The following is a 24,342-nucleotide window of genomic DNA, read 5'->3' as shown; positions in this document are numbered from 1 at the left end:
ACCACAATTGTTGAACAGCCATACTTGGCATTGCTGCGGCAGATCCTCACCACCGGCTATCAAAAAACTGATCGCACCCAGACTGGGACCATCAGTCTTTTTGGGCCCCAGATGCGTTTTGACCTCAGTCAGGGTTTTCCTCTATTGACGACCAAGCGGGTCCTGTTTGGGTTGATTAAAAGCGAATTGTTGTGGTTCTTACACGGGGATACGAATATTCGTTATTTGTTAGCCCACAAGAATCACATTTGGGATGAGTGGGCGTTTTCCCGCTATATTCAGAGTCCAACATACACAGGCCCCGATATGACCAACTTTGGCCATCGCCGGTTGAACGATCCAGCCTTTGCTGAGCGTTATACGCAGGTGCATGCGGATTTTTGTGCTAGGATTTTAGCGGATGATGATTTTGCCCGACAATTTGGCGATTTGGGTCATATTTATGGGTACCAGTGGCGGCACTGGCAAACTAGCCAAGGGGAAACGATTGATCAATTGGCCGATGTTGTGAACCAGATCAAGACCCATCCAGATTCCCGCCGGTTGATCGTCACGGCTTGGAACCCAGAGGATGTGCCGAATATGGCCTTGCCGCCCTGTCACACCATGTTTCAATTTTATGTGGCCGACGGTAAGTTGTCCTGCCAGCTGTATCAACGCAGCGGCGATATGTTTTTGGGTGTGCCTTTTAACATTGCCAGTTATGCGTTGCTCACCCATCTAGTAGCCGCCCAAACTGGTTTACAAGTTGGTGAGTTTGTCCATACTCTGGGAGATGCCCATATTTACAGCAATCATGTGGCGGCGGTGGAAGAACAATTGAGCCGGACACCGGTGGCGGCCCCCACGCTTGCCATCAACCCAGCTGTGGCGGATATTTTTTCCTACCAAATGACCGATATTCACGTGGAAAACTATCATCCGGCTTCACGCATTCAAGCGCCAGTGGCGGTATAAATATAACGGCACGACAGAAAGGAAGCGGCCACCATGTTGGCATTTATTTGGGCTGAAGATAAGAATCACTTAATTGGCGTTAAAGATCGGTTACCCTGGCATTTACCGGATGATTTGCACTATTTCAAAGTGACGACAGAGGGACATCCCATTATTATGGGCCGCCGTACCTGGGATTCTTTACCGACTAAGCCATTGCCGAAACGAGAGAATATTGTCCTCACGCATCGTCCCATTGATGCGGCCGGGGTCACGAGTTTACCCGATGTAGCGGCAGTGCAGAAATATATTACGGCACATTCGCAAGACACGGTCTTTATTATTGGTGGGCGATCTCTATTTGAGGCATTCATGCCCCAAGTCGACCAACTCTTTGTCACACAGATCGATCATGAATTTCCCGCCGGTGACACCTACATGGTGAATTGGCCGCACGATCAATTTCAGCTGCTGCGCGCGACACCGGGACAAGTTTCTGAAAAAGCACCGTGGCCGCACACATTTGCCGTATACGAACGGAAAGCTGCGCACTAATTGGCTCTGGTTCGACGCCTTTGTTATAATGATGGGCGTAGCTTGTATATTTGAGAGCGGAAGGCAGGCATTCTGATGGCGATCAAGATTGTGACGGACTCTTCGGTGGAACTCACACCGCAAGAAATTCAACAATACGATATCCGGGTGGTTCCGTTAAACATAACCATTGATGGGAAAAATTATGTTGACGGACGGGATATCACAAAAAGTGAATTCATGACCAAGATGGCGGCAGCCAAGGCACTGCCCAGCACTTCACAACCATCGATCGGTGATTTTTTGAACGTTTATGATGAATTGGGCCGCGCTGGCAACCAGATTTTGGCTATTCACATGACGGAAGGCCTTTCCGGTACAGTGAATGCAGCACGGCAAGCCAGTGTCATTTCAACCAGTGATGTGACCGTCGTCGACAGTGGCTTCATTGATCGCGGGTTGTCCTTTCAGGTACTCGCCGCCGCTAAGATGGCCCAAGAAGACGCGGCCATGGCGGACATCTTAGCACGGATCACCGAGATCAAAGCCCATACGAAGTTGTATGTGGCGGTTTCGACTCTGGCTAATTTGGTCAAGGGCGGTCGCGTGAGTCGCGGTGCTGGTCTTGTCTCGTCTTTTTTAAACATCAAAGTGGTCTTAGAATTAGCAGATGGTAAACTGGAACCCATCGTGAAAGGGCGCGGCCAAAAAACATTGACAAAATTCGTGGACAGCCAAGTGACGGCTCTGAGTCAAATGCCACACGTTGCTGGTGTGGGAATTCCATATGCCGGTGATCGAGCGTTTGCGGAACAAATTGGCCAAGACATTCATGCCGTGGTGCCCAATGCCCCCATCTTGGTGTCACCCACCAGTCCAATCGTGGCGACCCATACTGGTCCTGGAGCATTTGCCATTATCTATTACACTGACTGAGGCGCATGACTTGATGTGCAGTTTAGTTTCGTGATTGACGGCGTGTATTCGATAAACAAGGGCTGGGACGAAACTCTCAATCTTGATGGATGTAGTACCAATGCGAAGATTGCACAGCGTTGGCACGGTCTCATCGAGGGGATTCTATGGGGGGATTCTGTCTCAGCCTTTGTTGCGTCATCTGATGATATTGATAATTCTTAGTCAAAGATTAAAGGAGCAATATACATGAACAAGGTTTTTCGGTGGCTGCTCAATATTGGCGTGGTCGCCCTCGTGACGCTTTTGGTGAGTGTTGCGTGGCTCCAACTCGTTCCGGCTGCTGATTTTGGCAATGTCACTGCCCAAGGCCAGACTGCCCCTGCCGGCAAAACATTGCAGATGGTGGCTATCGGTGATTCACTGACTTATGGAACCGGTGATGAGGCCAACCAAGGTGGCTATGTCGGGCAAACAGTGCAACAATTACAAGATGACGCTGACTACCACGTCAACAGCGTTAACTTTGGGCATCCGGGGGATACCGCCGGTCAAATCTTAACCCGCGTGAAGAAACAGGCCAACATTGAAAAGAATGTTAAAAAAGCCAATTTCATTACCATCACTGCTGGCGGAAATGACCTAATGCATGTGTTGATGCAAAATGGGATGAATTTAGCCACTAAAGATGTGACTAAAGGCGAGGATACTTTTGCCCATAATATGGCCAGCCTGGTGGATCTATTACGGACGTGGAACCCGCAGGTCCCAATTTACATTCTGGGAGTTTACAATCCATTTTATGTGTACTTCAGCCAAGTGACCCAAATGCAAACGATTATGCATGGGTTCAACGATCGCACGAAGGCCATGGTTAAGAGATTACCCAATGTGTATTATGTCGATGTGGATTCGGTTCTCACAAAGGGCGACGGTACAGTGGCGAAAAGCGGCAAGATTAACAGTAGTCGATCACTGCAAGAGCAAATTGCGGCCAACGACACCACGAACCCGTATTTGTCGACCAGCGATCATTTCCATCCCAACCACATCGGCTATGGGCGGATGACGGACCAATTAATGAAAGTGTTGATGAAAACGAAAAACCAGTGGGCTGTAAAATAATCAGAAAGTAGGCAGGGCAGTGCAAGAGGGTAAACAAACTAAAAAGATAAGAACCACCAAACTTCCCCAGCGCAAACACCACAATCCTTGGCGGTGGGCGTTTTTAATTTTATTAGGGATCATTTTAGGCTCTGGGATATTTATCAGTGCGCGCGTCTTTTCTACCCCGACGAATGCTCCCAAGGCCAGCAAAGTCGAAGGGGCACCTTCGCTGACTGTTTCATTGACGCGGCAACAGGTGAACCAACTCACCCAACACTATTTAAATCAATACTTGAAAGATAGCAAAATTAAGTATCAATTTCGGGTTGAGGAGAACAGTGTCTTGCTCGTGGGCACGGTGAAGTTTCTAGGCAGTTCAATTCAATTTAATTTGGTCATGAACGCGTATGTCCAAAACAATGGAGATGTCCAGCTGCGCGCCAAACAATTGGCAATCGGTGCGCTCAATGTGCCCGTTAACTTTGTCATGGGTTACATTCGCAGCGCCTATAAATTACCGGCTTGGATCACGGTGAATAGCAAGGATGAGTCCATCATGCTGCACCTGACCCGATTTAAGACCACCACCGGCTTCCAAATCACCGCCAAGCGATTAGATTTTGCCGGGAACCAATTTGTATTCAATGTGTACCTGCCGGACTAGTCACAGCGGAAGGAGAAAAGTAATGGCCCAACGTTTTCGCAGTTTTTATGCGTGGCTGATGACCCAGCGCAACGAGGAAGCCACCGATGATATTGCTCATTTTGCAAATAATGCTTTCTTTGATCAGTCTTTTCCAAAACAGAGTCAAGACTACGAAGAAATTTCTGACTATTTGGAATTAAATGGCGGTTACTTGGCATCGATGACGATTTTTGATGATGCGTTTCGCAAGTATGAAGAACAGAGTACCCATCACTGACATATTGAGGAGTCAATCCATTCATGGCACAGAATAAAAATTCGTCCCAAGAAACAGATCCAGAATCTGCAACAAAGAAAAAAACCGCTGCACCTTACAAATATCGGTTGCGCACGGTCATTATTACGGGGGCTGCTTCGTTGCTGATCGGTGTGGGCGGCACTGTTGGCGTAGGCGCACTTTATGTGCAGCAACAACAACAGGCCGCAGCCAAAAATGCGATTACCTATGTGCCCAATTCGTTCCGTGACTTGCTGAAGGTGTATGGTGACATCAAAGAAAATTACTTTGAGACCACCAGTGATACGAAATTGATGAACGGCGCCATTAATGGCATGGTGAAGGCCTTGGACGATCCTTTTTCACAATACTTAGCCGGTGATGACGCCACGGAGCTGAATACCACCATGACCGGGTCCTTTGAAGGGATCGGCGCTGAAATCAGTCAAGGTGACAACCATATCGAAATCGTTTCGCCAATTAAAGATTCACCGGCGGATAAGGCCGGTTTGAAGGCTCATGATGTGATCATGTCGATCAATGGTAAGAGTACTCAAGGCTGGTCCACCACCAAAGCTTCCAATACGATTCGCGGCAAGAAGGGCACCAAGGTGTCATTGAATATTAAGCGCGGCGACACAACCTTTGACATCACGGTAGAGCGCGGCGTGGTCCCGTTGACCAGCGTATCTTCACAGCTGAGCACTCAGAATAAGCAGGTGGGTGTGATCGCCATTTCGCAATTCTCCAACAAAACAAACACAGAACTGGAGAAGGCCATTAAGTCATTGCGGACAAAGGGCGCGCGTTCTTTTGTGATTGATTTGCGCCAAAATCCCGGTGGATTACTGCCCCAAGCTCTGTCAACCGCTAGTATGTTTCTCAAGGATGGTCAGCGGATCATGCAGGTTCAGGGGCGTACCGGCAAGCCGCAAATCTTCACGGCCGGCAAAGAATATGATGATGGCTTTAAAGTGACCGAACCAGTGGCTGTTCTCATCGATTCGGGCAGTGCCTCTGCTTCTGAAATCTTTGCCGCCGCAATTCAACAATCTCGCCACAGCGCTTTGGTGGGAGAAAAGTCTTACGGTAAAGGAACAGTCCAAACGTTGACGAATCTAAGCGGCGGAGCTGAAGTCAAAATTACCACCAATAAGTGGTTAACCCCCAATGGCACTTGGATCAACAAGAAGGGACTCACTCCCGATGTCAAAGTGGCCTACCCGGAATTTGCATCATGGCCGCTGCTCAACAGCAAGAAAGTCAACAAGCTTGGCGATGTCGCCACGGATGTCAAAACTGCACAAAAGATCCTGAATTTGGCTGGTGCCAAGTTGACTGAAGTCTCCGGTTATTTTGATGGTGCGACTCAAACGGCAGTTTGTAATTTCCAAACAAGTCAGCATGTGACAGTCACAGGAAAATTGGACGCGGCAACGAAGACGGCCCTGAATAACTATGTTTACGATCAGGCTCAAAAGAGTGATCCGATGATGACGAAGGCTGTGCAAACGGCAGCCGCCAAATAATGATAAGGAGCGATGCGTCATGGCGATTCAATGGTATCCCGGCCATATGGCCAAGGCTCGGCGAGAAGTAAGTGAAGCCCTCAAGCAAGTGGATATTATTTACGAAATTGTCGATGCCCGTATTCCGGAATCATCCCGCAACCCATTGCTGGATGAAATTGGTCAGGGTAAAAAGCGGCTGATTATCTTAAATAAAGCAGATTTGGCTGATCCCGCGGCTACCCGGGCATGGATTGATTATTATGCGGCCCACCAGTTACCGGCCATTGCGATCGATGCCCAACATACCAAAGGCATTAACCAAATCGCCCAGGCTACCCGGGCCGAATTAGCAGAGTATGTCGCAAAGCAAAAGGACAGGGGCGTTCGCCAGGTCCTGTTGCGCGCCATGTGTATTGGTATTCCCAACGTGGGAAAATCCACCATTTTAAACCGGCTGGCTCAGCGCAACATTGCCCAAGCTGGGAACACGCCGGGGGTCACCCGAGCCCAACAGTGGATTAAAACCAATGCCGATATTATGCTACTGGATACACCGGGCATTCTATGGCCCAAGTTTGAGGATCCCTTAGTGGGTACCAAACTGGCATTGACTGGGGCGATCAAAGATACACTTTTCCACCCGGATGACGTGGCTCTGTTTGCCCTGAAACAGTTAAGCCACCAGGCACAGGATGAATTAACCAAGTTTTATCATGTGACGCCGGCGGAATTACAACTGGCCGGCCCAGATTTGCTCATGCAAATGACGGCGCATCTGGGCTTCCGGGACGATTATGAACGGACCAGTTGGGCAATCATCAATGATGTTCGCAAGGGCCGGTTGGGCCGCTTTACGTGGGACGAGGTGCCCGCCGATGGACAATAAGCGACCGGCTCTCGCAACGATCCGAGAGCGTCTTTTGGCTGGTACGCTGACAGCCCAGCAAGTGACAGCGTTGGCTGCTGATCCCCGAGTAGGTGCGCAGAAACTATATCAGCGTTATCAGCGCCACCAGCAAAAAATCGGCCGCGTCCATTCTGCTTATGAACAGCGCCTACACTTTGAGCACCAATTGTGGCCAAAATATTCAGCCATTGCGGGAATCGATGAAGTTGGGCGGGGACCGCTGGCCGGACCGGTGGTCACCGCCGCTGTCGTATTACCCCACGATGCAGCGTTATGGGAAGTGAACGATTCCAAACAGTTGTCCGCCAAAAAACGTCTGGCCTTATTTAGTCAAATCATGAATGTCGCCGTGGATGTGGCTTTGGGAATTGCCACGCCGGCAGAAATTGATACGGATAATATTTATCATGCCACGGAAATTGCCATGGGTCGGGCGGTTCATGCCCTGTGGCAGCAACCAGACTTTTTATTGGTTGATGCAATGACGGTACCAGTGGCCCTGCCGCAGCAAAAGCTGATCAAGGGTGATGCCCGGTCCATCAGCATTGGGGCGGCGAGTATTGTGGCTAAAGTGGCCCGGGATCGGTTGATGGAAACGTATGATCGAGTTTATCCCGGTTATGGATTCGCCCATAACGCAGGATACGGCACCGCTGAACATTTGGCCGGTTTGCAACGGCTGGGAGCCACTCCGATTCACCGGCGCTCGTTTTCCCCTGTCCAATTAGCGCTTAAAAACCGTCACTAATTTGAAGATTTCTTGCGTAATATATTGGTGAGATATATTACGGGAGGGATCTTTTTTGAATAGTCGCACTTGTTTGGGTCAATTATTTTTATCCGGAGTATTTACCAATTACCAGCTGCTGCTGTTGGCCCGTCATGAAGCCGATTTTGCCAATTGGTCATACTGGTTGCAATTTTCCCAGCGGCGAATTTCAGCAGACAAGGCCGCCATGCAGCATGCCGTCTTACGCGGGGTGTTAACAAATCGGCAAAAATTCATGATCAAGGCGGGGACCCGCTTAATCACGGTCTTGGATTCAGAATATCCAGAGCGGTTAATACAAATTTATGATCCACCCGCCGTGTTGCACTGCAGCGGTCATGTCGCACTTTTGCAGCAGATGGCTGTGGGTGTGGTCGGGACACGCACCTGCTCCGTGTATGGTCGTCAAGCCACCCGTCAAATCGTTCCCCACATATGCCGAGAAGATGTCGTCATTGTCTCCGGTTTGGCCCAGGGAATCGATGGCTTAGCCCATCAGCTAACCTGTATGACGGGTGGCAAGACGATTGGTGTATTGGGTAACGGGCTGAACCACGTATATCCCCATCACCATGCTGCACTGCAGCACCAGTTGATGCAGGAGCAGCTGGTGATCAGTCCCTTTCCGCCAGAAACACCGCCGCGACAGTTTCAATTTCCCCAACGTAACCGGATCATTGCCGGTTTAAGCCACTTGCTGCTGGTCGTCGAAGCGCGCTTGCGCAGCGGCAGTTTAATCACGGCCAGCTTGGCCCAGGAAAGTAACCGTACCGTGGGCGCAGTCCCCGGCCGAATTAACGATCCGCTCTCGGCAGGATGCAATGCGCTCATTGCTGATGGGGCAGTCCCCGTGAACACGGCAGCAGACGTCTTGAGTCAGTTACCGAACCGGTTTTTCTAGCCGAAATAAAGCCAGTTTACTTCAATCGATTAGAAACCGCATTTGACATTTCCATCCTCGCTACTATAAAGTATGTTACGATTTACCTCGTGATGTACTTAATGGAAGGAAGTTTTGTGATTGGCTAAGAATCTCGTGATCGTTGAATCGCCTGCCAAAGCTAAAACAATTGAAAAATATTTAGGCAGAAATTACCGGGTCGTGGCTTCTTTAGGCCATATCCGTGATCTTCCCCGCAGTCAGATGGGGGTCGATATTGAAAATAACTACACACCAAAATATATTTCAATCCGCGGCAAGGGCGACGTGATCAAAGATTTGAAGAAAGAAGCAAAAAAGGCTGACAATATTTATCTGGCGGCCGATCCAGACCGGGAAGGGGAAGCCATAGCTTGGCATGTTTCCCATATTTTAAATCTTGATCCCAAGGACAAAAATCGGGTCGTCTTTAATGAAATCACAAAAGATACCGTCAAAAATGCATTCAAGGATCCCCGTAGCATTGACATGAAACTTGTCGATGCACAGCAGGCCCGGCGAATTTTGGACCGGTTAGTGGGATATTCAATTTCTCCGATCCTTTGGAAAAAGGTCAAAAAAGGGCTTAGTGCCGGTCGGGTGCAGTCAGTCGCGTTGAAGCTGGTCATTGATCGCGAAAATGAGATCAAAGCGTTTGTGCCAGAAGAATATTGGACAATCGATGGCGAGATGCAGAAGGGGAAGGAAACTTTCAGTTCTTCTTTTTATGGCGAAAACGGTAAAAAGAAAGCCCTTAAAAACAACGATGATGTGCAAAAAGTGCTGCAAAAAATCGATAAGAAAAAGCCCTTTGCCGTAACCAAAGTTGCCAAGCGGGAACGTAAACGATTCCCAGCAGCACCATTTACCACCAGTTCCTTGCAACAGGAAGCCAACCGCCGGTTAAATTATAAAACGCGAAAAACCATGATGATTGCTCAGCAGTTATACGAGGGTATCAACTTAGGCGGCAAACAAGGCACGGTCGGGTTAATTACCTATATGCGGACTGACTCTACCCGGATTGCCACGGTCGCAAAACACGAGGCATCCGAGTTCATTCATGAAAATTACGGGGCCGACTTTGCAGCAGTGAAGGTCCAGAAGAAGAAACAGCAAGAATTCGCTCAAGATGCCCATGAAGCTATCCGGCCGTCCAGTGTTATGCGGACTCCGAAAAGTTTAGAGAGTGTATTAAGCCGGGATCAAATGCGGTTATACAGCCTGATCTGGTCCCGCTTTGTGGCCAGCCAAATGACCCCCGCGGTCTATGACACGATCACTGCTGACATGGTTCAAAATGGCGTTCAATTCCGTGCCACGGGGTCCCGTACTAAGTTTGCCGGGTTCACCAAGCTTTATGTTCAAACTGGTGACGAGACTAAGGACAAGCTGCTCCCAGAATTAAATGAAGGCGACGAAGTACTTTTGAAGAAGACCGACCCGGCTCAACACTTCACTCAGCCGCCGGCTCGGTTCACCGAAGCCAGCCTGGTCAAGGCGCTGGAAGAAAACGGCGTGGGTCGTCCGTCGACGTATTCACCGACCATCGATACAATTCAGAAGCGCTATTACGTTAAGCTGAACGGAAAGAGTTTCGAGCCTACTGAATTAGGAGAGATCGTCAATACATTGATCAGCGAGTTCTTCCCGGATATCGTGAATATTGATTTCACGGCGAAGCTGGAGGATGAACTGGACGAAGTCGAAACCGGTGCGGAAAATTGGGTCAAGGTCGTGGATCAGTATTACCAACCCTTCGCCAAGGAAATTGACTCCGCCGAGGAAAAGATTCAAAAGGTGCAGATCAAAGACGAACCCGCTGGCTTTAATTGTGATATCTGTGGCGCACCAATGGTCGTGAAATTGGGCCGGTACGGTAAATTTTATGCCTGCAGCCGCTTCCCCAACTGCCGCAACACTAAACCGATCGTGAAAGAAATTGGGGTAATTTGTCCCAAGTGCGGGATTGGTCAAGTGGTAGAACGCAAGTCCAAGCGAAACCGGTTGTTTTATGGTTGTTCTCGCTATCCGGCGTGTGACTTTGTCTCTTGGGACAAACCCGTCGGCCGGGATTGCCCCGTATGCGGTCACTTCCTGGTAGAAAAAAAGGTCAAAGGCGGCCGTCAAGTACAATGTCCCAATGGGGATTACGACGAACCAATCCAAAAATAAAAATGTGTGTTTGAGGAGTGAGGGTTATGCCCAAAACAGTCAATGTCGTGGGCGCCGGTTTAGCCGGTGCCGAAGCGGCGTGGCAGATTGCCCGCCGAGGAGTACCGGTGAATTTGTACGAAATGCGGCCGGTGAAATCAACGCCAGCCCACCACACCAGTCAATTTGCCGAGTTAGTCTGTACGAATTCATTACGCGCCAATGGGCTGACTAATGCTGTTGGCCTGTTGAAAGAAGAAATGCGCCAGTGTCATTCACTCATTATGCAGTCGGCTGACGCCCATGCCGTTCCCGCTGGCGGTGCACTGGCAGTTGACCGGGAACCCTTTTCCCAAGCAATTACAGATGCACTCACTGCCATGCCCAATGTCACCGTGATTCGGGAAGAACTCACTGACTTTCCCGAGGGGATCACGGTAGTGGCGACTGGCCCGCTCACCTCACCCGGTTTGGCGGCGGCCATTAAGAATTTGAATGGTGACGATGGTTTATATTTTTATGATGCGGCCGCACCAATCCTGGATGAGGCATCCATCGACATGGATAAGGTCTATCGCAAGTCGCGCTACGATAAAGGCACTGCGGATTATCTGAATTGCCCAATGACGGAAGAAGAGTTCCATGCTTTCTACGAAGCGTTGATTCACGCCGAAGTGGCCGAAAGTCACGATTTTGAAAAAGAAAAATTCTTTGATGGCTGTATGCCCATTGAAGTGATGGCGAAGCGGGGCGAAAAGACCATGCTATTCGGTCCGCTGAAGCCAGTCGGTCTAGAAGATCCCCGTACGGGTAAACGGCCTTATGCCGTGGTGCAGTTGCGCCAGGACAACGCGGTGGGCAGTCTGTACAATATCGTCGGTTTTCAAACACACCTCAAGTGGGGTGAGCAAAAGCGGGTATTCCGCATGATTCCTGGGCTGGAGAATGTCGCGATCGTGCGCTATGGTGTAATGCACCGAAATACATTTATGAATGCGCCGGTCGTGTTGACACCCACTTATCAATCTGTCAAACGTGCAGACCTGTTCTTTGCCGGCCAAATGACCGGTGTGGAAGGCTATGTGGAAAGTGCAGCGTCAGGTATGGTGGCTGGTATTAACGCCGCCCGCCTGGCTAAAGATCAGCCACCGCTGATTTTCCCAGCGGATACAGAGGTGGGTGCAATGGCCCACTACATTACCCACGCAGACCCCCATCATTTCCAACCAATGAATGCGAATTACGGGATTATGCCTAAATTAGATCACCGCGAGCGGGATAAACGGGAACGCAATTTAGCCATGGCCCGCCGTGGTCTGGAATCATTAGCCGCTTTCCAAGCAGCTGTTGCACTGGAACCAGTCACTTTGACCAAATAACGAATCACAATTGTCGCTTTTTAGGTCAACGAGGCTTGTGACCAAATTTTGAAACCTGCTGGCTGTGGTGCCACAGCAAAGCCCATTTTGTCGGAGATTGCGTAGCTTTGGCACGACTGTTGAACTGAAACGGGCTTTGCGCCCCAGAAGCTAGGAGATAAGGGCCAGTAAGCAAAAAACCTAAGTACGGTTTTTCTGCTTACTGGCCCTTATCTCTACGCTTCTAACCGAGGCGCTGCACTCTCTATTTTCTCTGGCGTGATGAGAGCGTTTTTGTTAGCATAGAGAAGTAAAAGGGGCGATTGAATGAGTCAGACACAGGACTGGATCCAGCAATACTTGGATTATGTACGCGGGGTGCGGCGTTACTCAGAAAATACCGTGGCTGCCTACCGCCGGGATCTAGAGGATTTTATCCAATACCTTACTGCGAATGGCGGCTTTCCCGGATTTGATCAGATCGCCCAAATTGATGTGGACGTTTATTTAAGTCATCTGGGGGACAGTTATAAGCCTAGAACGGTGGAACGCCGGATCTCGACATTGCGGGGGTTTTATCGTTTTTTAGTGCGCCAGCAATATTTGGCAGATGATCCGTTCGCCGATGTCCGCTTAACCAATCGGCATCATGCTTTACCTAAATTCTTCTATCCCAAAGAAGTCGCCGCATTATTTGCCCAGACAAAAGGAAATCATCCTTTAGACCAACGTAACGCCGCGTTACTTGCGGTATTATATGCCACAGGGATGCGGGTCAGCGAACTTACTGACTTGACTGTGAGTCAATTTGATTTCTCAATGGGCGTGGTTTTGGTCCATGGGAAAGGTCAAAAGGACCGCTATATCCCTTTTGATAAACAAACTGCCGAGCGTGTCCGTACGTATCTGACCCAGGCTCGTCCCAAGCTAATTGCGAAACGGGCGGGGGGAACAATACCTGCCGCGGTCTTTCTGAACGATCGCGGGGCACCATTGACCAGGCGGGGGGTAGGGTATATTTTGGATCAGCTCATTGCCAAAACGAGTTTGACCACAAAAATCCATCCGCACATGCTGCGACACACCTTTGCGACGGAAATGCTGAATAATGGGGCTGACTTGCGCAGTGTGCAAGAGCTGCTGGGTCATGCGTCGTTATCGACGACGCAAATCTATACCCATGTCACTATGGCCCACTTACAGCAGCAATACCGTCAATTTTTCCCGCGGGCGACAGATCAATCGGATTCACCGAAATAAAGGAGCTTTTTTAAATGACAACAATCGTTGCAGTTAAACATGATGGGCACACCGCTATTGCCGGCGATGGCCAAGTGACACTTGGAGAAAAATATATTATGAAAGGGACTGCCCAAAAGGTGCGGTCCATTTATCACAATTCCGTCGTCATCGGTTTTGCCGGTGGCGTAGCCGATGCCTTTACTTTACAGGATTGGTTGGAGAAAAAGTTGGAAAGCTATTCCGGTGATCTGCGCCGCGCAGCTGTCGAACTAGCCCAGGACTGGCGTAAGGACCCGACCCTGCAAAAGCTGGAAGCGATGTTGATCGCCATGGATAAAAACAATTTATTGGTCATCAGCGGTAATGGCGAGGTCATCGATCCCGATGATGACGTGGTGGCTATTGGCAGCGGAGGCAATTTTGCCCAGGCCGCGGCCATTGCGCTGAATCAGCACACCACTGCCATGAGTGCTGAAGATATTGCTAAGGCAGCCGTCAACATTGCTGCGGACATTGATGTTTATACGAACCACAATGTCATCGCCAAATCGTTTTAAGGGGGTAATTAGACAATGAAGATGTTGGAAATGACTAAAACGCCCCAACAAATTGTAAAAGACCTGGATGAATATGTCATCGGCCAGGATGAAGCGAAACGGGCAGTCGCTGTGGCCCTCTATAATCGTTATCGGCGGTTGCGCCTGCCAGAGAACATGCAGGCTGATATCACGCCCAAAAATTTAATGATGATTGGTCCGACAGGGGTCGGGAAAACTGAAATTGCCCGCCGGTTGGCTAAAATCGTTTCAGCACCTTTTGTTAAAGTCGAGGCGACTAAGTTCACGGAAGTCGGGTATGTCGGTCGAGACGTGGAACAAATGGTGCGTGATCTGGTGGATGTCAGTGTCCGCATGGTGGAAGACGAATACTACGCGCAGGTTCGTGGTCGCGCCAGCGCAGAGGCCGACAAGATATTAGTTCGGCTGCTGGTGCCTGGTATTAAAAAACAGCAGCGGCAAATGAATATTCAAGATATGATGGCCGCGTTAACTGGTAACGGCAACAACCAAAACCAAAGTGACGACCAAGATGAAGAAGTGAACGATGAAATTCGAGATCAGCGGTTGAGTGTCAAGGAACAGCTCAGTAAGGGGCTGCTTGAGGATCGCGAAGTCACAATTCAGATGGATGAACAAAAACCTGTCAGTGGAATGAATGATATGATGGGACAGATGGGCATCGACATGGGCGATATGTTGGGCAATCTGATGCCCAAGAAGAAGGTTACCCGGACCATGACCGTGAAAGAAGCCCGCGAAGTCCTCATTCGTCAAGAGTCCAGCAAGCTCGTCAACCATGACGATATCTATTCCGACGCCATCAAACGAGCGGAAAACACGGGGATTATCTTTATTGATGAGTTCGATAAAATTGCGGCGGGCGATAAGCGCAGTTCTGGTGAAGTATCCCGGGAAGGGGTCCAACGGGACATTTTACCCATTGTGGAGGGATCGCAGATCAACACCAAGTATGGGCTGATCAATACGGATCATATCCTGTTTATCGCTTCGGGCGCATTTGCGGATACCAAACCCAGTGATTTGATTGCCGAATTACAGGGGCGCTTCCCGATCCGGGTTGAACTGGATGACTTGGGTAAAGACGATTTTGTCCGGATTCTAACGGAACCCAACAATTCCTTGATCAAGCAGTACATTGCCTTGATTGGCGTGGACGATGTTCATTTGACCTTTACCAAGGAGGCCATTGAACGGATCGCTGAAATTGCTTATGACGTCAACCACTCAGTGGAAAACATCGGGGCACGCCGGTTGGCCACTATTCTGGAGAAGCTGCTCGAAGAGGTCTCTTTCTCAGCGCCGGATATGGCCATGGGCGATATCACAATTACAGCCCAATATGTCAATGATCGGATCGGCAAGATTACGGCTGATAAGGATCTTACCCAGTTTATTTTATAATCGCTTAAAATGTAAATGGTGGTCGTGGCCCAATAGGTCCAGAGACACCGATTAGAAGGGATGAATTGATCATGCAAACCATCCGAAACGAATTCCTCACCGTGCAGATTTCAGAACATGGGGCCGAATTACAGTCCATTCGGGATAAGAATACCAATACAGAATATTTGTGGCAGGGGGACCCAGCGATTTGGGGCCGCCGGGCACCGGTACTGTTTCCCATCGTGGGGGCGTTGCACAATGGTGAATATTCTTATGCAGGGAAAACGTACCAGATGGGGCGTCATGGCTTTGCCCGCGATCGGGATTTTGCCGTCGTTCAGCAAAGCGCCGATGAGGTGATTTTTGAACTGAATGATGATGCCGAATCACGCAAAATTTACCCTTTTGCCTTTAACTTGCGTATTCGCTATGCTTTGCTGGGTAATTTGCTCAAGGTTCGGTATTACGTCACAAATCCCAGCAAAACTGAGCCGCTTTGGTTCTCCGTCGGCGGTCATCCAGCATTCAATACCGGTCTGGGTCAAACCAGCGGGACTGCTCAGGATTATTTGCGTTTTTCGCCAAAGAAGAGTCGCGTGACGATTCCGTTGGGTGAAGGCGGCGGTGCCGATTTACAGGAACGTACATTAGCCCCCACCGATGTGGATTTGGCAATTACTGATAAGCTATTTGCCCACGATGCTTTGATTTACGAACTGGCAGGGGAAAATACGGTCAGCTTGCGCCAAGAAAACTCTGACCACCGTGTAGAATTGACGGTAAAGGATGCCCCCTACATTGGCATTTGGTCTCAATATCCAAAAACCGGTCCTTTTGTGGCATTGGAGCCGTGGTGGGGAATTGCTGATCCAGTCGGTCATGACGGTCAATTGACCCATAAACTGGGTATGCATCAGTTGGCTCCCGAAGAGCAGTTCACAGCCAAATATCGCATTGGCATCTTTTGATCCTGCTTCTTTTCAAGGATGTGACAGCGTCCTGAAATGATTAAAAAAGCAGTCCTTCGTCCCGTTTTTGGAATGAAGGGCTGCTTTATTGTTTGAGACTTAGTGCGAATGCTTTTGCCGGTGGCGGTACACAACGCCGAAGGGAACGAGATTCTCCGTGCCATTTTTGATTCGGCGAAAGTTGCTGCGGTGCCGGATAATGACAAAGATTGTCACAGCGGCAACAATTGTGCTGAGCACCCAGTCTTGGTAATAAAAGGATAGGATCAAGACCAGAGTACAACCCAATGTGCTGGCAAGACTAACCATACTGGAAAGATACATGATGGTTAAAAAGATCAGCGCTGCAATGAGGAAAAATTCTGGATTGTAAGCAAGCAGGATACCTGCGCTAGTAGCCACCGATTTGCCGCCGTGAAAATGGATATACAGTGAAAAAGAATGGCCAAGGACGGCGCCCAAACCAATCAGTAACACCAGATGCCGGTCGGAATACTGAAAAAGCAAGGGTAGACTGGCACCCAAGGTCCCCTTCAGTACATCCATCACCAAAACGCCGGTCCCTGCTTTGGGACCCAATACCCGATACGCATTGGTGGTTCCAATATTCCCGCTGCCAAATTGGCGAATGTCTTTATGGTAGAAAACTTTACCAATGATTAACGCTGAGGGAAACGAACCAATTAAATAGGCGGCGAGAAAAAGCAAAATTAATTTATAATCCAATGACTGGACCTCCGTTGAAAACCAATAAGGGTATTCTACCACACTCAAGGGACTTGCCAGAACGCCTGCCATTAGCTTAATATGGAAATTGTGAGTTATTCAAGAACATACATTCGCGCTACCTCGGTAGCCGGATTGGCAAAGGAGTATATATATGCCGCAAACAGCGTCAGATTATAATGATTCATCCATCCAGGTGCTGCACGGTCTTGAGGCTGTGCGTAAGCGGCCAGGGATGTATATCGGCTCAACTGATGGTCATGGATTGCACCACCTTGTCTACGAAATTGTCGACAATGCAGTGGACGAAGCCTTGGCCGGTTTTGGTAAGGACATTACGGTAAAAATATTACAGGACGGCGGAATTTCAGTACAAGACCATGGACGTGGTATGCCCACGGGGATGCATCCATCCGGCAAGCCCACCATCGAAGTGATTTTGACAGTGCTCCACGCCGGGGGCAAGTTCACCCAGAATACCTACAAAACATCTGGCGGTTTGCATGGCGTCGGAGCGTCCGTGGTGAACGCCCTCAGTAAGAAATTGACGGTCCGGGTGGTCCGGGACGGTAAAGCATATTTTGAAGAATTCAAAAACGGTGGTCATCCGGTCGGTACTTTAAAGATGACTGGGAAAGTTAAAGAACCCAACGGCACAACGATCCAATTCTGGCCCGATGATACCGTCTTTACGACCACCAAATTTAATTATGACACGTTGGCGGAACGATTGCGGGAGTCGGCCTTTTTACTCAAGGGGATCAAGATCACCCTGACTGATGAGCGACCGGGACAAGAACAAGAGAGTGTGTTCAAGTATGATGATGGCATCAAGTCTTTTGTCGCCTATTTGAATGAAGACAAAGATACGATGGGTGACATCATGGATTTCACTGGCAAAGATAAGGGCATTGAAGTGGAATTTGCGGCCCAATACAATGATGGGTACAGTGAAAATATTATTTCTTTCGTTAACAATGTCCGGACTGGTGATGGCGGTACGCATGAAGTCGGGTTAAAAGCCGGTTATACCAAAGCATTTAATGATTATGCCCATAAAGTCAATCTCCTCAAAGAACGAGATAAAAATCTGGAGGGATCCGATGTCCGTGAGGGCCTGAGCGGTGTTCTGTCTGTCCGAATTCCCGAGGAATTATTACAGTTTGAAGGGCAGACTAAGGGTAAGCTTGGTTCCCCAGAAGCCCGACCAGTTGTCGAATCAGTTGTCTACGAAAAGCTGAGCTTCTATTTGTTGGAAAACGGCGAGTTTGCCCAGGAGCTGGTGCGCAAAGCCCTCAAGGCTCGGGAAGCGCGCGAAGCCGCCCGCAAAGCCCGTAATGATATGCGCAGCGGTAAGCGGCGGAAAAAAACGGAAGGGATTCTCTCTGGTAAATTAACGCCAGCACAATCTAAAAACGCCAAAAAGAACGAATTATATCTGGTCGAAGGGGATTCCGCCGGTGGTTCGGCCAAACAAGGCCGTGATCGCCGTTTCCAGGCGATTTTGCCATTACGGGGGAAAGTCCTAAACACTCAGAAGGCCAAGTTGGCTGATATTTTTAAAAATGAAGAAATCAATACCATGATTTACACCATTGGCGCCGGTGTGGGCGCAGAATTTGATGTTGCCGCCAGCAACTATGACAAAATCATCATCATGACCGATGCGGATACCGATGGGGCCCATATCCAGATCCTGTTACTGACCTTCTTCTACCGCTACATGCGTCCTTTGATTGAAGCGGGAAAGGTGTATATTGCCCTCCCGCCATTGTATAAATTACAAAAGGGCAGTGGTGCGAAAACGAAGATTGAATATGCTTGGACAGAACATGAGCTTACGGATGACATTGCCAAGATGGGCAAGGGTTACAGCCTGCAACGGTTCAAAGGGCTGGGCGAAATGAACGCCGATCAGTTATGGGAAACCACAATGAATCCGGTGACCCGAACTTTGATTCGAGTTAAAATCACTGACGCCGCCTTGGCAGAACGACGGGTGACTACATTGATGGGTGATCGAGTGGAACCACGCCGGCAGTGGATTGAACACAATGTCCGCTTCAATATGGCGGATGAAGGCAGCTTATTGGACACCACGGTGATGGATGGCGACGAAACACCCCGGGCCAAAAAAGAAGACGCCAAAATTATTGAGGCATTGAAAGAACATCATGCCTGAGAAAGGAATCAAACGACGTGGCTGACACACAAAACATTAAAGAATTAGCACTGGAAGATGTCATGGGCGAGCGGTTTGGCCGCTATTCCAAGTACATCATTCAAGAACGGGCTTTGCCAGATATTCGCGATGGTCTTAAGCCCGTCCAGCGGCGTATCCTCTATGCCATGAACGAAGATCATAATACCTTTGACAAGGCATTTCGTAAGGCCGCCAAATCTGTGGGTAATGTCATGGGTAACTTCCATCCCCATGGGGACAGTTCCATCTATGAAGCGCTAGTGCGGATGAGTCAAGACTGGAAATTACGGGTCCCTCTCATTCAGATGCACGGGAATAACGGGTCAATGGACGGCGATCCGCCGGCTGCTATGCGGTATACGGAAGCACGTCTTGCCAAAGTGGCAGGAGAATTGCTGCAGGATATTGAGAAACAGACCGTGCCCATGGTGTTAAATTTCGATGACACCACCGAAGAACCCACGGTGCTTCCCGCAAAGTTCCCCAATTTGCTGGTCAACGGCGCTACGGGTATTTCGGCCGGTTACGCCACTGAGATTCCGCCGCACAACTTAGGTGAAGTGATCGATGCCACCATTTATCTGCTGCATCATCCAGACGCCGATTTAGCGGCGCTGATGCAGTTCGTGAAGGGCCCTGACTTTCCCACAGGCGGTATCATTCAAGGCCTCAGTGGCATTAAGGATGCCTATACCAAGGGCCGTGGCCGAATCATGGTGCGGGCTAAAACGAATATTGAAACCATTCGCGGCGGCCGGCAGCAAATTGTGATTACCGAAATTCCTTACGAAGTGAACAAAGCCCAACTGGTCAAGCGGATGGACGAGATGCGGGTCCTGAAAAAAGTCGAAGGCATTCTAGAAGTTCGGGACGAAAGTGACCGCTTTGGCCTGTCGGTTGTGGTCGAACTGAAAAAAGATGCCGATGCTCAGGGTATTTTGAATTACTTATTCAAGAATACCGACTTGCAAATTAGCTACAACTTCAATATGGTCGCCATTCGAAATATGCGTCCAGAACAAGTTGGTCTGCAATCAATCCTGTCTTCTTACCTCGAATTTCGGAAGAGTGTTGTCACCAAACGGACCCAGTTTGATTTGCAAAAGGCCCAGGAACGGCAGCATATTGTTGAAGGCTTGATCCATGCCCTGTCAATTCTGGACCAAGTGATCAAGACGATTCGGGCCAGCCATGATAAGGGCGACGCCAAGAAAAATTTGGTGACCCAATATCAATTCACTCCAGCGCAAGCAGAAGCAATTGTGTCCTTGCAGTTATATCGGTTGACAAACACTGATATTACGGCCCTGCAAGCAGAGCATGATAAGTTGAGCAAGGAAATTACCCGGTACAACAAAATTTTGAATAATCCTGCCCAACTGGCCAAAGTGATCGAAACAGAACTGGCAGCGGTCAAGAAAGAATATGCCACACCCCGGTTAACCCAGATCGAAAAGCATGTGGAAAGCTTGGAAATTGATACCAGTGTGCTGGTATCCAATGAAGAGGTCATGATGGGTGTTAGTCGTGACGGCTACTTGAAACGAGCATCTCTGCGCTCGTTCAACGCATCTGACGAAGGGGATAATGGCCTGAAGGAAAACGACCAGTTCGTATTCCAAGATATCGTGCACACTCTGGATCATGTGTACATGTTTACGAGTCTGGGCAACATGATCTACCGGCAGGTGTACGAGATTCAAGACGGTAAGTGGAAGGACACGGGGGAACATATTTCGCAAACCACGGGATTGGCGGCGGACGAAAAGATTTTGTTTGTCACCGTCTTGAAGAGTCTGGACGGCCCTGGCCGGTTTGTTCTCGGGACCCGAGCGGGCCAAATCAAGCAATTGACTTTGACAGAGTTCCAACCCAGTCGCACTTATAAGTCGCGCGCCCAAGTCGCCACGAAACTAAAGAGCAGTAATGACGCGGTGACCGATGTGTACTTTGTGACCGATGATGCCGATTGGCTGGTCACAAGCTTTTCGGCACATGGTTATGCGACCCGCTATCCGCTGACTGAAGTTTCCGCCATGGGTGGTCGGGCCGTCGGCGTTCGTTCCCAGAATCTGAAGAAAGACGACACAGTGGTCGGTTTCATGTTGACTAAGGATACCGACAAGACTCAAGTCGGGATCATGACCAGCCGTGGTGCATTTAAGCGCATGGCGGTGGACCAAATTCCAACAGCCCACCGCGGCGGCGTGGGTGTCTTGGTATTGCGCGTCCTGAAGGCTAACCCCCACCGGGTTGTCTTAGTTGCTCCGGTAACGGGTCAAACAACTTGGAATGTGCTCACGGATCACGACAAACACATCACAGTGACCCCTATGAACCATCCGTTAGCGGACCGCTACTCCAATGGCTCCTTCATCCTGGATGTCGAAACAGACGGATTACCCGTTTCGTTTCAACCGGTGCCGCCAGTAGAAAAAGAATAAGCGGTGTCGTATTAAAAATGACCAATATCGCAATGATATTGGTCATTTTTTTGCTTTTTACCCGCCCAATTCGTTATAATTGATTTCAGTACGATCCGTTCATTAATGAACAAACGTAATTTTTTCAACACGAAAAATAAGGGAAACGCTTAGGCTTCTGTACTAATACAGTTATGGACAAAATCTCTGTATTAGTACAGAATACGTGCCATATTAACACAGAAATTAAATATTTTTTAAGGGTGAATCGCTTACCTTACCCTACAAACCGCGGTATATTAACGTTTTCGTTAGATAACCGGTTTACCTGCTGGCTTGTCAAGGAAGTAAGGGCTTGCACACCCAATGTGATGTGTTATACTAAAAGCGTAGGAACTGTAATACTTAATCTTAGCCACTTCACCGTATGGAGGTAGACAAAATGAAACAACTAGAAAAAGAGACCATGCCCGCTTGCTGGGAAGGATTTCAACCTGGCGACTGGATGGACGGCATCAATGTCCGCGACTTTATTAGCCACAACTTGAATCAATATGATGGTAACGAATCGTTCTTAGCTGGTCCAACTGCAGCAACCACAACGCTGAATGATCAATTGTTGGCCCTTAAGAAAAAGGAACGGGAAGTCGGCGGTGTTTTGGAAGCCGATAACAATGTTGTTTCTTCCATTACCTCCCACGGTCCTGGCTACTTGAACAAAGATTTGGAGACCATCGTTGGTCTGCAAACCGACAAGCCGTTGAAGCGGGCATTCATGCCTGAAGGCGGTATCCGCATGGCCGAGGATGCTTTGAAGGCTTACGGTTTTGAAACTGATCCAGAAATGCATAAGATTTTCACTCACTATCGTAAGACCCACAACCAGGGTGTGTTTGATGCTTATACACCCGACATGCGGGCTGCACGTCACTACAAGATTGTCACTGGTTTGCCGGATGCTTACGGCCGAGGTCGATTGGTTTCTGACTTTCCTCGGATTGCCATTTACGGGATCGATCGTTTGATGGCTGCCAAACTGGATGATTGGAACAACATCGGTGACGGTGAAATGACCGACAGCGTGATTCAACTGCGCGAAGAAGTCAACGATCAATGGAAAGCATTGAAGCAGATGAAACAAATGGCAGCCAGCTACGGCTTCGATATTGGCCGTCCGGCAGAAAATGCCCAGGAAGCCATCCAATGGATTTACTTTGGCTATCTGGCTGCTGTTAAGACCCAAAACGGGGCTGCCATGTCCGTTGGCCGGATCGACACCGTCATTGATGCCTACATCCAACGTGACTTGAATCGGGGATTAATCACCGAAGAACAAGCCCAAGAATATATTGACCACTTGGTAATGAAGTTGCGGATGGTTCGGTTCATTCGGACAACAGAATATAACAGTCTGTTCTCTGGCGACCCGATTTGGGCCACTTTGTCCTTGGCCGGTATCGGTACTGACGGCCGTCATCACGTCACCAAGACTGCTTTCCGTTTCTTGAAGACTTTGGACAACATGGGTGCAGCACCGGAACCGAACATCACCTTACTGTGGGACGACAAATTGCCTGAAGGCTTCAAGCGTTATGCTACTGAAGTATCCATCAAGTCTTCCACAATTCAGTATGAAAATGATGAATTGATGCGGAATGAATGGGGTACCGATTACTACGGCATCGCGTGCTGTGTGTCCGCACAACCAATTGCCGATGGGATGCAGTACTTCGGTGCCCGGGCAAACTTAGCCAAGACTGTCTTATATGCCATCAATGGCGGTAAAGATGAATTGGCTGGCGCCCAAGTTGGACCGAACTATGAGCCGATCACTTCTGAATATATCGATTACGATGAATTCATGCAGAAGTTTGACAAGATGATGGACTGGTTGGCAGATGTGTATGTTAACGCGCTGAACACCATCCATTACATGCATGACAAATACTATTATGAAGCCGCTCAATTGGCGTTAAAGGATACCGTCTTGGATCGGACATTTGCCACTGGTATTTCTGGCTTGTCCCACGCCGTTGACTCCATTTCTGCTATCAAGTATGGTCACGTGCGGATCATCCGCAATGAGGATGGTTTGGCTGTGGACTATGCAGTTGATAACAACGACTTCCCTCGTTATGGTAACAACGACGATCGTGCTGACGACATTGCTAAATGGCTGGTCAAGACTTTCTTCACCAAGATGAATAAGCATCATCTGTATCGTGGCGCTAAGCTTTCGACTTCTGTATTGACCATCACTTCCAACGTCGTTTACGGTAAGAATACGGGGACGACTCCCAACGGCCGTAAAGCCGGCGAACCATTCTCCCCGGGTGCTAACCCAGCTTATGGTGCAGAACACAATGGTGCATTAGCTTCCCTGTTGTCCACTGCTAAGATTCCTTACCACTATGCCCGGGATGGCATCTCCAATACATTTGGGGTAACGCCAAACACTTTGGGTCATGATGATGAAGCCCGCAAGGACACACTGGTTAACATGGTTGATGGGTATATGGAAAATAACGGTATGCACTTGAACATCAACGTATTCAACAAGTCCACGTTGATTGATGCTCAGAAGCATCCAGAAGAATATCCGACTCTGACCGTCCGGGTATCCGGCTACTGCGTATACTTTGCTGATCTGACTAAGGAACAGCAGGATGACGTAATTGCCCGTACCTTCTTCGAAACAATGTAACAACAACTTTGGTAAGGAAGGATTCTTCCTTTCTTACCTGGTAAGGGCGTGTGCCTGTGATACGCGCCTTTACCAGGTG

Annotated in this window: 20 protein-coding genes; 19 read left to right on the top strand and 1 reads right to left on the bottom strand. The window is 49.0% G+C overall.

Going from position 1 to position 24,342, the window contains the following annotated elements; all coding sequences use genetic code 11:
- The first annotated feature begins 6 nt into the window (after positions 1 to 6).
- The 16 genes from FD09_RS02675 (at position 7) to FD09_RS02600 (ending at position 16,207) form a co-directional block, all read left to right on the top strand.
- Positions 7 to 957: a thymidylate synthase gene (locus tag FD09_RS02675; RefSeq protein ID WP_275452995.1), complete on the top strand. Its 951-nt coding sequence runs from the start codon at positions 7 to 9 to the stop codon at positions 955 to 957.
- Between the two features lie 33 nt (positions 958 to 990).
- Positions 991 to 1,491: a dihydrofolate reductase gene (locus FD09_RS02670; RefSeq protein ID WP_057818041.1), complete on the top strand. Its 501-nt coding sequence runs from the start codon at positions 991 to 993 to the stop codon at positions 1,489 to 1,491.
- 72 nt (positions 1,492 to 1,563) lie between these two features.
- Complete coding sequence (locus FD09_RS02665) at positions 1,564 to 2,406, top strand: DegV family protein (RefSeq protein WP_157053660.1); 843 nt, start codon at positions 1,564 to 1,566, stop codon at positions 2,404 to 2,406.
- A 228-nt stretch (positions 2,407 to 2,634) separates the two neighbouring features.
- Entirely contained in the window at positions 2,635 to 3,510 is an 876-nt protein-coding gene (locus FD09_RS02660; protein WP_057818037.1) for an SGNH/GDSL hydrolase family protein, read from the top strand.
- Positions 3,511 to 3,529: 19 nt separating this feature from the next.
- A complete protein-coding gene (locus FD09_RS02655) occupies positions 3,530 to 4,156 on the top strand; it encodes a YpmS family protein (protein ID WP_057818035.1) in 627 nt (208 codons plus the stop codon).
- 22 nt (positions 4,157 to 4,178) lie between these two features.
- Positions 4,179 to 4,415, top strand: coding sequence for a YozE family protein (locus FD09_RS02650; RefSeq protein ID WP_057818033.1), 237 nt, complete (start codon positions 4,179 to 4,181; stop codon positions 4,413 to 4,415).
- Between the two features lie 23 nt (positions 4,416 to 4,438).
- Complete coding sequence (locus FD09_RS02645) at positions 4,439 to 5,944, top strand: S41 family peptidase (RefSeq protein WP_057818032.1); 1,506 nt, start codon at positions 4,439 to 4,441, stop codon at positions 5,942 to 5,944.
- A gap of 19 nt (positions 5,945 to 5,963) precedes the next feature.
- Positions 5,964 to 6,812 carry a ribosome biogenesis GTPase YlqF gene (ylqF, locus tag FD09_RS02640; protein ID WP_057818030.1) on the top strand — a complete coding sequence of 283 codons (849 nt, stop codon included), beginning with the start codon at positions 5,964 to 5,966 and terminating at the stop codon, positions 6,810 to 6,812.
- Positions 6,802 to 7,581, top strand: a complete 780-nt coding sequence (locus FD09_RS02635; RefSeq protein WP_057818028.1) for a ribonuclease HII — start codon at positions 6,802 to 6,804, stop codon at positions 7,579 to 7,581. The genes ylqF and FD09_RS02635 overlap by 11 nt, the downstream gene beginning before the upstream one ends.
- A 55-nt stretch (positions 7,582 to 7,636) precedes the next feature.
- Positions 7,637 to 8,503, top strand: coding sequence for a DNA-processing protein DprA (gene dprA / locus FD09_RS02630; RefSeq protein ID WP_057818026.1), 867 nt, complete (start codon positions 7,637 to 7,639; stop codon positions 8,501 to 8,503).
- A 120-nt stretch (positions 8,504 to 8,623) separates the two neighbouring features.
- On the top strand, positions 8,624 to 10,696 hold the full coding sequence (gene topA / locus FD09_RS02625) for a type I DNA topoisomerase (protein ID WP_057818024.1): 2,073 nt from the start codon (positions 8,624 to 8,626) through the stop codon (positions 10,694 to 10,696).
- Between the two features lie 26 nt (positions 10,697 to 10,722).
- Positions 10,723 to 12,054 (top strand): methylenetetrahydrofolate--tRNA-(uracil(54)-C(5))-methyltransferase (FADH(2)-oxidizing) TrmFO, encoded by a 1,332-nt coding sequence (gene trmFO, locus FD09_RS02620; protein ID WP_057818022.1) that lies wholly within the window; start codon positions 10,723 to 10,725, stop codon positions 12,052 to 12,054.
- Between the two features lie 306 nt (positions 12,055 to 12,360).
- On the top strand, positions 12,361 to 13,293 hold the full coding sequence (locus FD09_RS02615; protein WP_057818020.1) for a tyrosine recombinase XerC: 933 nt from the start codon (positions 12,361 to 12,363) through the stop codon (positions 13,291 to 13,293).
- A gap of 14 nt (positions 13,294 to 13,307) precedes the next feature.
- Complete coding sequence (gene hslV, locus FD09_RS02610) at positions 13,308 to 13,832, top strand: ATP-dependent protease subunit HslV (protein ID WP_057818018.1); 525 nt, start codon at positions 13,308 to 13,310, stop codon at positions 13,830 to 13,832.
- Positions 13,833 to 13,853: 21 nt separating this feature from the next.
- On the top strand, positions 13,854 to 15,257 hold the full coding sequence (gene hslU, locus FD09_RS02605) for an ATP-dependent protease ATPase subunit HslU (protein WP_057818481.1): 1,404 nt from the start codon (positions 13,854 to 13,856) through the stop codon (positions 15,255 to 15,257).
- A gap of 71 nt (positions 15,258 to 15,328) precedes the next feature.
- Complete coding sequence (locus FD09_RS02600) at positions 15,329 to 16,207, top strand: aldose 1-epimerase family protein (protein ID WP_057818016.1); 879 nt, start codon at positions 15,329 to 15,331, stop codon at positions 16,205 to 16,207.
- 99 nt (positions 16,208 to 16,306) lie between these two features.
- Here the strand turns inward: FD09_RS02600 and plsY are convergent, their stop codons facing one another.
- Positions 16,307 to 16,933, bottom strand: coding sequence for a glycerol-3-phosphate 1-O-acyltransferase PlsY (plsY, locus tag FD09_RS02595; protein WP_057818014.1), 627 nt, complete (start codon positions 16,931 to 16,933; stop codon positions 16,307 to 16,309).
- A gap of 154 nt (positions 16,934 to 17,087) precedes the next feature.
- Here plsY and parE point away from each other — a divergent pair, with 154 nt between their 5' ends.
- From parE to pflB, 3 genes are all read left to right on the top strand, one after another.
- Complete coding sequence (parE, locus tag FD09_RS02590) at positions 17,088 to 19,115, top strand: DNA topoisomerase IV subunit B (RefSeq protein ID WP_057818013.1); 2,028 nt, start codon at positions 17,088 to 17,090, stop codon at positions 19,113 to 19,115.
- 17 nt (positions 19,116 to 19,132) lie between these two features.
- Positions 19,133 to 21,580, top strand: coding sequence for a DNA topoisomerase IV subunit A (parC, locus tag FD09_RS02585; protein ID WP_057818011.1), 2,448 nt, complete (start codon positions 19,133 to 19,135; stop codon positions 21,578 to 21,580).
- A 421-nt stretch (positions 21,581 to 22,001) separates the two neighbouring features.
- A complete protein-coding gene (gene pflB / locus FD09_RS02580) occupies positions 22,002 to 24,263 on the top strand; it encodes a formate C-acetyltransferase (RefSeq protein WP_057818009.1) in 2,262 nt (753 codons plus the stop codon).
- Positions 24,264 to 24,342: the final 79 nt, after the last annotated feature.

This window comes from Schleiferilactobacillus perolens DSM 12744 (assembly GCF_001435585.1).
Lineage (GTDB): Bacteria > Bacillota > Bacilli > Lactobacillales > Lactobacillaceae > Schleiferilactobacillus > Schleiferilactobacillus perolens.
Note: the sequence above shows the minus strand (reverse complement) of the source record. Positions and strands in the feature narration are given on the sequence as shown.

Excerpts from the sequence above, each read along its gene's own strand:
- FD09_RS02670 (WP_057818041.1), top strand. The coding sequence starts at position 991 with ATGTTGGCATTTATTTGGGCTGAAGATAAGAATCACTTAATTGGCGTT.
- FD09_RS02660 (WP_057818037.1), top strand. The coding sequence starts at position 2,635 with ATGAACAAGGTTTTTCGGTGGCTGCTCAATATTGGCGTGGTCGCCCTC.
- FD09_RS02650 (WP_057818033.1), top strand. The coding sequence starts at position 4,179 with ATGGCCCAACGTTTTCGCAGTTTTTATGCGTGGCTGATGACCCAGCGC.
- FD09_RS02645 (WP_057818032.1), top strand. The coding sequence starts at position 4,439 with ATGGCACAGAATAAAAATTCGTCCCAAGAAACAGATCCAGAATCTGCA.
- ylqF (WP_057818030.1), top strand. The coding sequence starts at position 5,964 with ATGGCGATTCAATGGTATCCCGGCCATATGGCCAAGGCTCGGCGAGAA.
- FD09_RS02635 (WP_057818028.1), top strand. The coding sequence starts at position 6,802 with ATGGACAATAAGCGACCGGCTCTCGCAACGATCCGAGAGCGTCTTTTG.
- trmFO (WP_057818022.1), top strand. The coding sequence starts at position 10,723 with ATGCCCAAAACAGTCAATGTCGTGGGCGCCGGTTTAGCCGGTGCCGAA.
- FD09_RS02615 (WP_057818020.1), top strand. The coding sequence starts at position 12,361 with ATGAGTCAGACACAGGACTGGATCCAGCAATACTTGGATTATGTACGC.
- hslV (WP_057818018.1), top strand. The coding sequence starts at position 13,308 with ATGACAACAATCGTTGCAGTTAAACATGATGGGCACACCGCTATTGCC.
- hslU (WP_057818481.1), top strand. The coding sequence starts at position 13,854 with ATGTTGGAAATGACTAAAACGCCCCAACAAATTGTAAAAGACCTGGAT.
- FD09_RS02600 (WP_057818016.1), top strand. The coding sequence starts at position 15,329 with ATGCAAACCATCCGAAACGAATTCCTCACCGTGCAGATTTCAGAACAT.
- parE (WP_057818013.1), top strand. The coding sequence starts at position 17,088 with ATGCCGCAAACAGCGTCAGATTATAATGATTCATCCATCCAGGTGCTG.
- pflB (WP_057818009.1), top strand. The coding sequence starts at position 22,002 with ATGAAACAACTAGAAAAAGAGACCATGCCCGCTTGCTGGGAAGGATTT.